Annotated in this window: 11 protein-coding genes and 1 tRNA gene; 4 read left to right on the forward strand and 8 right to left on the reverse strand. The window is 45.1% G+C overall.

The genetic code is table 11. The features are described from left to right. Nucleotides 1–22: 22 nt before the first annotated feature. On the reverse strand, nt 23–1,222 hold the full coding sequence (rocD, locus tag ACKU40_RS18425; protein ID WP_320174242.1) for an ornithine--oxo-acid transaminase: 1,200 nt from the start codon (nt 1,220–1,222) through the stop codon (nt 23–25). A 240-nt stretch (nt 1,223–1,462) separates the two neighbouring features. Between rocD and ACKU40_RS18430 the strand changes: the two genes are divergently transcribed. Then, nucleotides 1,463–2,614 carry an HD domain-containing phosphohydrolase gene (locus tag ACKU40_RS18430; protein WP_320174243.1) on the forward strand — a complete coding sequence of 384 codons (1,152 nt, stop codon included), beginning with the start codon at nt 1,463–1,465 and terminating at the stop codon, nt 2,612–2,614. 22 nt (nt 2,615–2,636) lie between these two features. Beyond that, nucleotides 2,637–3,932: an HD-GYP domain-containing protein gene (locus ACKU40_RS18435; protein ID WP_320174244.1), complete on the forward strand. Its 1,296-nt coding sequence runs from the start codon at nt 2,637–2,639 to the stop codon at nt 3,930–3,932. Nucleotides 3,933–3,964: 32 nt separating this feature from the next. Here ACKU40_RS18435 and ACKU40_RS18440 read toward each other — a convergent pair whose 3' ends face one another. From ACKU40_RS18440 to ACKU40_RS18455, 4 genes are all read right to left on the reverse strand, one after another. Beyond that, nucleotides 3,965–4,564: a TIGR00730 family Rossman fold protein gene (locus ACKU40_RS18440; protein ID WP_320174245.1), complete on the reverse strand. Its 600-nt coding sequence runs from the start codon at nt 4,562–4,564 to the stop codon at nt 3,965–3,967. 1 nt (nt 4,565) lies between these two features. Next, nucleotides 4,566–5,420, reverse strand: a complete 855-nt coding sequence (locus tag ACKU40_RS18445; protein WP_320174246.1) for a hypothetical protein — start codon at nt 5,418–5,420, stop codon at nt 4,566–4,568. After that, entirely contained in the window at nt 5,417–7,615 is a 2,199-nt protein-coding gene (locus ACKU40_RS18450) for a SpoIIE family protein phosphatase (protein WP_320174247.1), read from the reverse strand. Before ACKU40_RS18450 ends, ACKU40_RS18445 begins: the two co-directional genes overlap by 4 nt. A 72-nt stretch (nt 7,616–7,687) precedes the next feature. Next, nucleotides 7,688–8,371 carry a DUF554 domain-containing protein gene (locus ACKU40_RS18455; protein ID WP_320174248.1) on the reverse strand — a complete coding sequence of 228 codons (684 nt, stop codon included), beginning with the start codon at nt 8,369–8,371 and terminating at the stop codon, nt 7,688–7,690. Between the two features lie 200 nt (nt 8,372–8,571). Between ACKU40_RS18455 and ACKU40_RS18460 the strand changes: the two genes are divergently transcribed. Both ACKU40_RS18460 and ACKU40_RS18465 read left to right on the forward strand, forming a co-directional pair. After that, a tRNA-Leu gene (locus tag ACKU40_RS18460) sits at nt 8,572–8,658 on the forward strand. 247 nt (nt 8,659–8,905) lie between these two features. Further along, nucleotides 8,906–9,814: a hypothetical protein gene (locus ACKU40_RS18465; RefSeq protein WP_320174249.1), complete on the forward strand. Its 909-nt coding sequence runs from the start codon at nt 8,906–8,908 to the stop codon at nt 9,812–9,814. 119 nt (nt 9,815–9,933) lie between these two features. Here the strand turns inward: ACKU40_RS18465 and ACKU40_RS18470 are convergent, their stop codons facing one another. The 3 genes from ACKU40_RS18470 to ACKU40_RS18480 all read right to left on the reverse strand — a co-directional run bounded on the left by ACKU40_RS18470 (nt 9,934) and on the right by ACKU40_RS18480 (nt 13,391). After that, nucleotides 9,934–10,371 (reverse strand): hypothetical protein, encoded by a 438-nt coding sequence (locus tag ACKU40_RS18470; RefSeq protein WP_319778066.1) that lies wholly within the window; start codon nt 10,369–10,371, stop codon nt 9,934–9,936. A 92-nt stretch (nt 10,372–10,463) separates the two neighbouring features. Further along, nucleotides 10,464–11,144 carry a hypothetical protein gene (locus ACKU40_RS18475; RefSeq protein ID WP_320174250.1) on the reverse strand — a complete coding sequence of 227 codons (681 nt, stop codon included), beginning with the start codon at nt 11,142–11,144 and terminating at the stop codon, nt 10,464–10,466. A 51-nt stretch (nt 11,145–11,195) separates the two neighbouring features. Then, the gene (locus ACKU40_RS18480; protein ID WP_320174251.1) at nt 11,196–13,391 is read right to left on the reverse strand and encodes an RHS repeat-associated core domain-containing protein; all 2,196 of its coding nucleotides are present in this window, start codon (nt 13,389–13,391) and stop codon (nt 11,196–11,198) included. Between the last annotated feature and the right edge of the window lie 286 nt (nt 13,392–13,677).

The raw sequence follows: 13,677 nt of genomic DNA on the forward strand, positions 1-13,677 counted from the left end.
AAAGCAGTAAGTTTATTGCCGTTTAAGTAGAAAGAATAGGCTTGATGCGTTCAAGGGCCCAGTTCACCTGCTCAGCGGTGATTACCAGCGGCGGTGCAAACCTGATGATATTGTCATGGGTTTCCTTGCAAAGCAGTCCATTTTCTTTAAGCTTTTCGCAGTACTGCCTTGCTCCGCCGGCATCAAGCTTAAATTCTACGGCCAGCAGCAATCCCCGGCCGCGAACTTCTCTTATTTTGCTGTTGTTGATGGATTTCAGTCCATCGATAAATATTTTACCCATTTTTTCAGCATTGCTGATCAGGTCTTCTTCCTGAAGTACTTTCAGGGCTTCCCTAGCTACGGCGCACGCAAGAGGGTTTCCGCCGAAAGTAGAGCCGTGTTCACCGGGTTTGAGTACCCCTAGGACCTCGGTATTGGAAAGTACTGCCGAGACCGGATAAAAGCCGCCGGAAAGGGCTTTGCCGATGAGGGTAATGTCAGCCTCGATTCCTTCATGTTCTTCAGCAAGAAGTTTGCCTGTTCGGCCGAGTCCGGTCTGGATTTCGTCGAGGATCAGGTTGATGTTATTTACGGTGCATATTTCCCGTACTTTTTTCAGGTAGCCTTCGGGTGGAATTATCACGCCGGCTTCGCCCTGAATTGGTTCAACAAGGAAACCCACTGTGTCCGGGGTTATCGCGTTTTCTAAGGCTTTATGATCACCGAAAGGAATAACTTTGAATCCCGGTGTGAAAGGGCCGAATCCCCGGCGGGAAACCGGGTCGGTGGAAAAACCTACAATGGAGATGGTGCGGCCGTGGAAGTTGTCAGCGCAGACAATTATTTCGGCACGGTCTTCGGGGACGCCTTTAACCATGTAACCCCATTTCCGCACAGCCTTGATGGCGGTTTCCACTGCTTCGGCACCGCTGTTCATGGGCAGCACCTTGTGGGAGTTGGTCAGGGTGCAGAGTTCTTTGTAGAAAGGTCCTAATTGGTCGTTTCGGAAAGCCCTTGAGGTCAGGGTTAATTTATCAAGCTGGTTCTGCATGGCCCTTTTGATGCGCGGATGGCAATGACCCTGATTAACAGCGGAGTATGCGGAGAGGCAGTCCATATACTTGTTTCCGTCTACGTCCCAGACCCAGACTCCTTCACCTTTTTCTATTACAACATCGAGAGGTTTGTAGTTCTGAGCGCCAAATCTGTCTTCAAGTTCAATGTAGTCGGACTGTTTCATTGTATTCCCTCCATTTTTGGCTTTATCTTTCTATATAAGACCCTACTGTTTTTGTCAGCATTCTTTTTTATTTATAATATATTTTAGGCTGTTTGGCAGAATTTAATTCGCAACCTTTGGCAGTTTAATAATAAAAAAATAGTTATTTTCTTCGTCGAATGAGTTATTTTATATTCGAAAAAGTATTATGCTGGGGTTATTAATGGCTGGAGTTTTACCTAGACCGGTCTGGAGGCAAAAATGTATAAAATTCTTTTTGTTGATGATGATGTAGCTATCCATTTGCTATTTTCAAGAATATCGACTGAAAGACTTCATATTTCCTGCTGTTCTTCCGGAGTTGATGCTCTGGAGGCCTTAAAAAAAGATGGCCCCTTCCATGTAATTGTTTCTGATTATCAGATGCCTGAAATGGATGGAGTGGAATTCTTGACCAAAGCGAAAGATACTTCCTCTTCGTCTGTGCGGATCCTTCTCAGCGGCAACGCTGATCTTGCGATGGCAATCGACGCGGTAAACGAGTGCGGGGTTTTCAGGATTCTTACAAAACCCTGTTCGCTTAAGGTATTGAAGAAGTCCTTGCGGGACGCTTTGGAGTTTCACCGCTTATCCAATGTTGAGACCCATATGACCAGTAAAATGACCCGCGGGGTCATTCGAATGGTCAGTGATATTGCTGCAATGCATAATCCTGGTCTGAACAGCAGGACTGCGCGTATCTTGCCGTTGGTGAAGGCTTTGAGCAGGAAAATGGGTGACCCTGATCCATGGAGCACTGAAGTTGCAGCTGTGTTGTCTTCTATCGGATTTATTTTTCTGCCTGATCGGCTACTGGAGATGATTGAGACGGGAGACGTTTTCGGGAGTATCGATTACAGTATCTACACCCAGCATACGGAGTATTCGGCTAAGATATTATCCAAGCTTCCTTATTTTGAGGATGTTTGTACAAAACTATCTTTGCAGGAAGCACACTATATGGATAATGGCGGTGATGGAGGATTTTCCAGTGATGAAATTCCGATCGGGGCAAGAATATTAAAGGTAGTTTCAGATTTTGACAGACTGAAGTCCGGAGGGCGGGGTGCGGGAGAAGCACTGGCCATGATGAATCTACGGGGGAAAAGATACGACCCCAAAGTAATCAAAGAGCTTGGGAATCTTTTGGGAGCCGAAGCGAGATATCATGTCCGTGAGGTTTACCCATTGGGACTGGCCGAAGGAATGGAATTAGCTGAAGATGTTTATGGGGTGGTGAAGGGTAAGAAAGTAAAGTTCTTATCAAAAAAACAGGTACTTGATTCTAAAATAATAGACTACATCCATAGGAACGCTGAAAATATAATAGATATAACAAAGAAGATTTCCATAAGGGAAAGGAATTTCATCTGATTCTCATCAAGTGGTGGCTTATATGACAAGGCTTAAAAATGGTGAACATATGGTCGATGTGGATCGGTTGAGGCCCGGAGTTCATATCAAACTCGTGGGTGTGCCGTGGTATCGACATCCATTTTTGACCAGCAGTTTCCGGATAAAGGATTTCGAGATGATTGAGACCCTGCACTCATTAGGGATTGAGAAAGTTATTTGTATTCCGGATAAAAGTTTAGTTACACCTTTGAAGGCTACGAAAAAAAAGTCTGCACTACGTCCGGCCAGTTCTCAGCTGGCTTCGGCTCCAGACGCTTTGTTCAAAGAAAAAAAAGCCCGTATGGAAAAGCTGAAGGAGAAGAAAGAGTCCGTCGTTCGTGCGGAGCATAAGTATTCATTATCTGTACGGCAGGTTGAAGACCTCATGTCTTCTATTACTAGAGGGAACATGCAGTTTTATGAGGAAGCAAACACTTTTTCCAAGACTTTGAGCCGTTATTTCTTAAGTGATTCTGAGGCTCTCATGCATGTCTTGAATCTGCAGACAGATAAGAGCGATACGATGTACTACCATTCTATGAATGTCACAGTGTTATCACTGATTTTGGGCAGAACTATAGAGTTGGACGAAGATGAGATGCGCACACTTGCGATTGGGGGGCTCTTTCACGATATAGGTAAGGCCAAGATTGAAAAGAAGATTTTACATAAAAAAGGACAGCTTACAAAATTTGAAGCGGAAGTACTGCGCAAACATCCTTTTTACGGTGTTGATATTCTTTCCGGCTGTGAGGACTATCCTCCTGAGGCAATGGAAATCGTGTATGCCCACCATGAACGTTGCTGCGGAGGGGGATATCCCAGAGGGGTGGAAAGAGGCGAAATCGGAAAGTTGGCCAAAATTCTGGCTATTGCCGATTTTTACGATTGCCTCATAAATAAGCATGATCCGGCTTCTTCACTGACTCCTTATCAGGCTTTGTCATATATGTTTTCCAAGAGAGCCACTTATTTCGAACCGGATTACTTGTCTGCGTTTATACAATGTATGGGCATTTATCCTCCCGGAACAGTTGTAGTTCTCAATGATGAGATGGTCGGGATGGTGATTTCCGTAAATCTATCAAAGCCTTTATTGCCCAGTATTGTCATATATGATCCTGAAATACCGAAGAAAGAAGCTCTTATTCTCGACTTGGAAGAGGAGCCCGAATACTCAATTACCAATTCGATTAATCCAGTCAAGCTTGCGCCTGAAGTCTTCGATTACTTATCGCCTCGAAGCAGGATGATTTATTTTGTGGACCCCGAATTCTCCCCGCGGAAGAAGAAATAAAAAATCCCTCTGCAGTAGCAAAGGGATATTTTTTATTGTCTTTTGCCTTGGGTGACGTTCACTTTTTCCACCCACTTTGATCCGCTGGGCGGTTCATATGTGGCGAAGGAATCAATCAGCATATCCGGTGTTTCGGCGGTTAGCAGCTTTTCCCGGTGCATGTCTTTTAAAAAGCCTTCCTCAACCACTCCGTCCAGAAAACTGAGCAGTTTGTCGTAGTAGCCGTCTACATTGAGCAGGCCGCACGGTTTGGAATGGAAGCCGAGTTGAGCCCATGTGAATATCTCGAATATTTCGTCCATGGTCCCGATTCCTCCGGGCATGGCAATAAAACCGTCGGAAAGATCGGCCATGAGGGCTTTGCGTTCGTGCATGGAGTCGGCAACATGCAGCTCTGTAAGGTTGGTGTGGGCAATTTCAATTTTATAGAGGCTTTCCGGGATTACCCCGATAACTTTGCCACCTGCTTCCAGTGCGCTTTCAGCAAGAATGCCCATCAGTCCGGTGCGAGAGCCTCCGTAGACAGTGGTAAGGCCTCGTTGGGCCAGTTCCCGGCCCATGTTGCGGGCCGCTTGTGCGTATTTAGGATCGTTGCCGGGATTGGCACCGAGGAAGATGCAGATGCTTTTCACTTCAGGATTCCTTTTTTTTAATATAAAATGTGTTATAAGCGAGGGTTAATAGGACCGCGAATCCGGCCGAGGCAACTCCGAGGGCTGCATTGTAGAAGGGCGGGGCGGCAAGTGCAAGTCTGATCAGCAGGGTTACCAGCGCAAAACCTGAATTCCTGAAAACAGCATGAAATGCCGGCAGGAAACGCTGGGAAATGAGCACCAGCAGGATATCACTGAAGATCAGGATGGTGTAGAAGGTGCTGAAGAAGTCAAAGTGATGCAGTCCCTTGGCTGTGCAGTAAAACACATAAAATCCCAGTCCCATGAAAAGGCCGAGCAGTAAAAGAGCGACCAGTTTTTTGCTGGCAACGTAGCTGAATTTGGATGCTGGTTTTAAACTCGGACCTGACTTCTGGACTTTGTAATATATGCCCAGCAGGACAAAGACCACAAAGGCACCTGCTCCGTCAGAAAGAATCTGGTAAATTGGAGTCATATTACCGGTGAAAGTTATCGGTTCTGGAAAATTTACCAGTTCCTTGAAGGAGTTGCGCATTAGGATCAGGCAGAGGATTTCCAACTGCTTGCCCACGGATTTGGAAAAAGAGCAGGGCAGCACAAATATAAAACTGATCACCTCCAGCACCAGAACAAGGGTAAAGGCGATGCCTACCGCTGCATAGTGGCTGGTCGGGGTTTTGGAAGCTATTGCTGCGGGCAACAGGCCCTGCCTGCCAAGTTCAATGCCCAGCAGGGCAGCCAGAAAACAGCCGATCAGGATTCCGGCAACCGCTTTTTCGGTTCGTTCATTCTGCCAGAATGCATGCAGGGGATCGAATGCGTATGTTGCGAGTTCGTATATTGAGTATTTCATAAAAATTTAACCACTATAATTGTGCAATCATCTTCAAGCGGGAGGCCTTTGCGGTGACTCTCGACTTCAATAAGTATGATATCGGCTATTTCCTGTGATGATTTATGGCAATTGTCCCGGATGACCTGTTGCATCCTGTCCTTGCCGAACTGATTGCCTGCAGGACTGTGTGCTTCCCATATGCCGTCTGTGTAAAGAACAAGAATCTGTCCTTGATTCATCTGGGTCAGGTATTCACGGTACGGGTAGCTTTCATCCACTCCAAGGGCCAATCCTTCTCCCAGAAGCTGGTCAAAGGTGTCGGTGTCGGGAGAATATACCAGTCCGGGGTCATGTCCGGCCCTGATCCAGTTTACTGTCCTTTTTTCTGCATTGCAGATAGCCATGAACATGGTCATGAAATGGCCTGTCTGGGCACAATCCTTGGTTATGAGCCGGTTAACTTCAGTGGCCGCCTCCACAAGTGTTTTTCCGCGTCCTGAAAGGGCCCGCATGTATGCACGGGCACTGGTCATAAGCAGGGCCGCGCTGACGCCGTGTCCGGAGACATCTCCGATAACGGTGGCAAATGTCTTCGGTCCGCAGGTGGCACAGCCGACAAAATCGTAGTAATCACCCCCCGTCTGTTCGGAGAAGGTGCAGCGTGCTCCGATATCAACATTTTCGATGTCCGGCGGAGCCTTCGGGAAAAGGGATTGCTGGGCCTCATCGGCTAGGCTGAGGGCCTGTCTGATTTTGGAATGTTCACGTAGCTGCGGGACCATGTCGTTAAAATTCTGTGCAAGGTCCCCCAGTTCATCTTTGGAGTGGAAATCCGCCCGGGCATCCCAGTCGCCTTCTCCTACCTTAATCATTGCTTCAGAAAGCTTTCGAATGGGGTTGGATAGTCCTTGGGAAACAAAATATGCCACGATAGCGATGGATATGATAACCGATAATGCAATCAGTGAGGTGCCTTCCAGTTGATTGGCTATGCTTTCGTGGACGTATTGCTCTGCTTCGTCCGCTTCAGCTGTGAATTCATGAACCGGGGTAATGATCAGAATGGATAGAGCCGTATTAACGGGACTGTACGTCCATAAGGATGGAACCCCATTGTCGTTCATGTGCAGAACCCCTGAATTTTTATCTGTAACATCCTTGATCAGGGTTTTGAATTCAGGATTGTCTTCGGTAAGCCATTCCCGCTCAGGTGGGGCCTGCCAGAAACGGCTATGCATTGGGAGGAATTCTTTTTCAACTTGATCATCACCTATTTTACCAAGCACCAGCAATGAGTCTTGGTGGGTCTCATCGCGATGGAGGCTAGTAACGAGCATCACTTTTGCTTTTTGTGTGTCGGCTGAGACAAGGGCTTTGTTTAGGCTTTCGCCGATAGGAATTACCAGTGAAGCGACTCCGATAAACTGACCGTCCTTTCCGTAAAGCGGAGCTGTTAATCTGTCGCAGAGTGTCTTTGTTGCAGCATCCGTGGATGGGATGGTCCAGCTTACTTCTCCTTTCTCTTTGACCTCTTTGTACCAAGGGTGAGTTCTGGGATCGTATTTGCCTGGGAAAGAGTTGTGTCCCGGGTATGTAGCGACAAGTCCGTTTTCAAGAATAATTTCCTGCCAGAGAATCAGTCTCTCCAAGGATGATGCGCATGATTTAAAATCGTCCAGCAGCGGGGCAATCCTGTTGATGGACGATTTGGCTTCTTGAGGGCTCAACTCTCCGGACAGCCAGAATGAAATGTGGTTGAGTGTTATGGGCAGGTCAATCAGGTCTCCGCGCTGGACGGCAGCCATCATGTTGTGGTCACCCTTGCGGTTCATTCCCTTGCCCATCAGCGCCTTTTTTTTGTAGGCCGGGTCATTGATAAGTTCCGGTTTATTGAAACTTTCATGTAGGGTGGTTATATATGGGGCTTTTATCTGTGGTGGAATGTCATTGTCATTTAGCCGCAACTCCGCTTCCCCCTGAATGCTTTTCAGGGTGGATTGATAGAGTCTTCCCTCCAGATCAATCATGACCGCAGCGCCCTTGGCCTGATCGGCAAGGTTATGGGTGGCCCGCTCAAGAAGGGTCACGCGGGTCTGGGTCTGCAGATCTGCCCCCAGCTCCTTTAGTGAATTCAGTCCGTGGGTTTTGAGCACGAACAAAGGAGTAAGGGAAAAAGTCAGCAGTATGATGAGCATTTTCCAGCGGATTTTCATAATAGTATTAGAACCTATCTATATTCAATATTCAATGATGAAAACGTTTAAAACATCCGCTTGTTTTGAATTTTAGTTAAGCATGGCAGTGAGCGCGATGACTACTCCCAAAGAGGGCAGCAGATTGGCAAGGTTAATGCGCTTGATATCGAGCAGGGTTACGCTGATACCGATAATGAGCAGACCGCCGGTAGCGGTTAACTGGGAAATGATCATCGGAGAGAACCAGTCCTGAAAAGAACCTGCAAAAAGGGTCAGTGCGCTTTGGTAGATGATGACCGGGATAAAGGAGAACAGCACTCCGATTCCATATGAAGAGGCAAGGGCGATGGAAGCGAATCCGTCGAGCATGGCTTTGGTGAAAAGGATAGTAGTGTCGCCGTTGATGCCTTCTTCAAATGAGCCGATGATAGCCATTGCTCCGATGCAGAAAATCAGGGAGGCGGTGATCATGCCGTCAATGAACCCGGTATCCTTGGAACCGACTTTTTTCTTGAGCCAGCCGGCTCCGCGCTCAAAAAGCGTATCCAGCCTTAACAGCTCGCCACCTATGCCGCCGATGATCAGGCTGAAAATAACTACTAGAATGTCCTCAACTTTCAGTGACATCTGGATACCGATGAGTAAAACGCCGAGGCCCAGAGCCTGAAAGATTATTTCCCGGATGCGCTCAGGAAATCTGCTGTGCAGGAGAATACCGATGATGGAACCGCCTATGATGGCGGCACCGTTGACCAGTGAACCGATTGGGATCATGGGAAACTCTTTTGTAGAAAATTAATGAAAGGAAGTTAGAAATAGCACTGAGTTATCCGCTTTACAATAGAGGAAAGTATGATCATGGCTGAATCTTCAGATTATTAAACTCTGAATGGAGATATATATTCCTTGTTCATATCTTGCTAAATACTCTTGACAGTCGTAAGGTCATCTAATATTAACAATCCCTCACGCATGCCGGGATGGCGGAATTGGTAGACGCAGCGGACTCAAAATCCGCCGGGTTCACGCCCTTGCGAGTTCGAGTCTCGCTCCCGGTACCATCTGAAATTAAAGGGTTTTTCGCAAAAAGCGAGAAGCCCTTTTTTCATGTCCAAAACAGTTCTCCCCACACTCTTCCCCATAAAATCAAAAAAAGTGAAAAAAGTTTGATTAAGTTCAAACTTTTTTCACTTGGTATTCCCCATGTCTGTTTAACTACTCAGTTCCCTTAATTGTTTTGCGATTTGTAAAAAACACATACCTCAGTTAAGGGGGGCTAAGCTACATAAAAGTATCGGGAGTTTGAGCATGAATAAATCGCAAAATGGTAAAGCCAAGTCCAAAGTTGATGAGGAATCAAAACGTGAAATCCTGATTCAGCCGCTTGTTCAAGAAAAGCTGGATGAAGATAAATTGGTAGATGCAGTTATCCTCTTTCTTAGTTTGATTGGGCCTGTTTTTTTGGTCCAATATGGGCCGAATCCTTCGAACATGGCTTTTTTAGCTTATGCTTTTGTGTGTACCCTGATTGTTTGTGGATCAATTTGGTTGCTTAATCGTGTGGTATCTTATTTGGCTGAGGGCTTGAACTGGTTCGTAAAGTATGAAGTTAAGCGTAGAATACCAGCTTCAGAGTTGAGAGTTCGATGGAACAGAACGTCTAGTGCGGATTTTACAAATGTTGTTCTTGAAACCAGATTAAATGTATATTTTCAATTTGAGTATAATTCCAAAAAATTCTCAGTGCTGCGTTATTTCTATTCCTCATTTTTCCGTCAGGCCGAAAGATTGAAACGGCTTTTTGATGAGCGATGTTTCTTTGATTTAGAAGAAGTTGAACAGATTGAGCAGAAGTATCCGAGGTTTTTACCAAAAGCCGATAGAAGTGGAATAGAACAAGATTTAAAGATTGAAGAATTGGAAAAAGAGCTGGAAGATGCGCGAACTATGAAGGCCAGATTGACTAAGGCCAAGAAAAAGTTGGATGGCGCACGCAAGGAAGGTTTTTTCTTTTCCAACATGATTCTTGAGATGGTCGTTGACCCAACTCCGAAACAACAGTTTTCACACGAAGAATATAAAGCGATTGCGGACACGGTTATAGAAAAGGATTACATCAAAAAATTAAAACTGGTCAGACCAGCCAATTCCGTTATTGAAGAATTTAGGAAAAACATTCCTATCGAGTTCAGAAAAGAAAGCAATACAGCAAAATAAAAACTACGGGACAAAATGGACAATATGGACAAAATTAGATTTCTGTCCATTTTGTCCATATTGTCCGGGGTAATTTGATTCAAGAACAAGACCCCGAACCGAAGTCCGGGGCCTTGTGGTTAATCATCCTCTGGCTGAGGGAATTGTTCTGGAACATCTTTCAGCTCTGGATGCCGTTCATAAAAACCATCCAAAAGTTCTAATTTGGCTCCACATTCTGAGCAAATATCTTTCCGGCAATTTTCAGGGAGATCTTCTGCCAAATAAACCGTCTGGCATTTTGGACAAATCATGTCTTCCGGTTCGTTGCTTTCATCTGAGTTCAATGAAACGCTTTCTCTTGTTTTCCATAAATAAATAAGAACAATAGCACCGATAAATAATTGTATATATCCCACAAAGTCATATACTTTAAAACCTTTATATTTCCCTCCGCCAGTAAGAGGGGTCAAAATTCCAGATAAGAAAAAAGCCCAGCCTGCTAGGATAAGAACAAGTCTACCCGTTCCACCTTTTGATGGTTTGATTCTGTGTGATTCTTTTCTACTTTTTCCCATAATTATCCATAGCTTCTAGTGTTCTTGCTAATTAATGAGGCTATCGAATAGATATTCTTAATCAAGTTTTCCACATGCAAGTCCGCAGCTAGTTATGCAGCATTATCAGCAAAGGAGTTTTTGCCCACAGCATAAGACAAAACAGTTAGAATAATATAATACACAGAAAGAGCAGAAGCATATATATAAATATTGACTATCGACATTCCAATTAATGCGACTATAGAAAAAATAATAGAATTTACAAAGAGTATCACCATTCCCATCGTTAGTTTAATAATAGATATAGACATCATTTTTTTTAAAGAAAAGCATAAGCACGCAAACATATAGATAAAAGGAGATGATAATGTATAAAAAAATGGCTCTATCAATATGCATACAAAACCTTCGTAGTTTAGATAACCACGATTCAACATGGATAGCATTTCAAATACATGCAATTTTAAATTAAAAAAATTTTTATCTATCATATACCATGATGAACTTGCAGCTAATTCTGTCGCCAGAAGCAGTGTCAAATATGCAAAAGTCATCCTGAATTGAAAGTCAAACCTAAATATTTTTAATCCTGAGTCTCTGCATCCGATACAACTTAATACAAATGACACAACTAAGCATGATGTGTAAGGGCTTATGTAATCTGTTATATGCCCAAAAAAGCAACTTATAAAGTTAAACATAAAATATGCATATACAATAACCAGAAAGGCATAGTCTCTATGTAGAATGGCCTTAAAATCATTCTTAACTTTTTTTAAATATATAAGCATATCTTATCCTAGCCCTGCAACAACATCGGTTTGTCGTTGCAGGGCTTGTTTTTAATTTTTATTTCTCTTCATAAATTCGCCCAGCTTAGTAATTCCATACTGAACTGGATACATTTTATCATCAGGAGTAGAAAGATAGACATCAGCATAATTTTCCAATTTATCCTGAACGCCAGCCTTAATAGTATTAGCCCTATTTTTTCTCACCTTTGGATCATTGCTGAAAATATCTGTGACTTTACTCGGATTAAGGTTTTTAGCAGCCGCATCTCTCCTTTGCTGATTTCGTTTTTCTTTTGCTGCCATATTATCCCAGCTTACCTTTACGTAATCCTCTGCTTTTTCGAAAAATCCTTTATCCTTATCATCTTCATCGGCTGCCAGAGACGCACGTCGTGCTCGGCTTATCCGGTCGGCCTCAGCAAGAGCTCTATGTTCTTTTTTTGCCTGTTCATTAGCATTGAATTTATCCTGTCTACTAGTCAGCTCTTGAGCCTGCTTATCCACTTCCAAACCTTGTTGCACGCCTGCGTTATTTAGCTGATCAATAGCTTGCTGACTTTGCTGACCGAAAAAATCGTCATCTTTTGCCTGTTGGGTACTACGTGTCGCATTTTGGCTATGCCCTTCCCCGCCTAGGGTGTCATCACCATTGTAATGAGAGCCTCCCGGATCGGTATTATACCCCCAACCAGCGTCTGTAGGGCCGTAGGCACTTCCACTGGTTCCATTATACCCCGGACCGAAATCATTTCCAGCGTACCCACCGGAACTTGACGATTTGCTTTCGCTCTTCCCATCATCATCTGAACTGGATTCATCAAACAACCCCAGCCGATCGACAAAGTTAACCGGATCATCCCCGCAATAGCCATACAAATCCACATCACCGCCAGCATAGCCCAGCGGATCAGGAGAAATGAAACGCCCAATGGCAGGATCGTACTCACGGTAGCCGAAATGAATCAGGCCGGTATCGGAATCATACAATCCTCCGGCAAAGCCGAGCGGAGGCGCGAGTTCGGGACGACTGTTCTGTATCATCACCCCGAAAGAATCATATAGGATTTCCTGTACACTGTTTCCCGACAGATCAGCAACAGTAAAGGTACTACCCAACTGATCGGTAGCCAGTAGCAGCTTCTGGCCGTTGCGGATCATCCCGATAGCGTCCCCATCTTCATCATAGCGGATACGGGTCACACCGGAACGGTCTTCCACCGCAGACAGAGTGATCAGATCGTCCCACTGGTAACGCTGCACCAGCTTGCCGTTGATGAGCTTCTCGACACGGAATCCATTTTCATCAAAGCGATATTCAATTTCCCTGCCGTCAGGAAGCTGCACACCGCAAAGCTGTCCGCTTTCCAGATAATGATAGCGGGTAAGGCCATCTGAGTCCTGTTTAGCTGCAAGGTAGCCGTCTTCATTGTAGGAATAAGAGACCTCTCCGGCTTGAACGAGCTGCCCCTGTTCATTGTAGCTATATTTCAGCGGCTGACCGCCTGATACCTGCGAAAACACGCGCTGGCCCATGCGGTTGTAGCGATACACTTCAACCGGCTTTCCCTCGTAATGCACAACCTGCAACCTGCCTTCTTCATCGTACTGATATTCAAGGGCATGGCTGGATTCTGCTGAAGCGAGGATTTTACCAACAATGCGCAGTGTTTCATCCCGGTCAACACCCATGACAGCAAAAGTGTTCCGGGACTTGGGAGTCTGGAACTGCACGACCTCATCAGCCACTTCATTGAGGTCCACGTTATCGCGTTCAAGTTCATCACGGATAGTCCGCCCCGTACCAGCCTGCGGCATGCGGGACTTAAGCATCGACTGGCTTCCGCTGAGCATTTTCTGGAACTCAGCCTGAATTTCACTACCGTAAGTTGTGCCTTTCAGACCCTGAATCACGGGCAGGTTGGGATTTTCCTGCAGAAACTGGGCATGAACCATACGCTTCAACTTTGCATGTTGAGCTTTGGTTTCTTCCCATTCATAATTTTTCAGGTCCCAGCGGCGTTTGACTTCCGGATTCATCATGGATGGGTACATGCGGTCAGAGGATGAGAATTCATCAAAGTCAGGCTTTGGGTCTGCAAGTTCTTCACCTGTTCTGCGGTCAACGATTTTCCAGAGATTTTCAATCTGCATTTCCGCAGGTTCAGTTTCACCGTACAGTACCAGTTCGGTTGTCAGTTCGCTACGGGGCCTCAGTTCCATTTTGTAATGATTGAAAGATTTCATCTTTCCTCCATCGTTTATAATTCTGGGGATGTGCTAGGAACCCTAGCGGTTCAAAAGCAACTCTTCCCCGGACATTTATAAACTAGCCGGGAGGTCGGACATGGAATGACTTGACAGTGTCCGTCTTGGAAGAAAGGTGAAAATTGATGATTCAGGTAGCCCAAAAGCAACTTCTGTCCTTCAATTCAGGACTTTTTTCAGAATTTGGATACTTCTTAGTTTGATTTTCATTACCTACTGATAATATAGAAATTTTATTACCAATTTCTGTCGTGATCTCACAGAA

Source organism: Maridesulfovibrio sp. (assembly GCF_963666665.1).
Taxonomy (GTDB): Bacteria; Desulfobacterota; Desulfovibrionia; order Desulfovibrionales; family Desulfovibrionaceae; genus Maridesulfovibrio.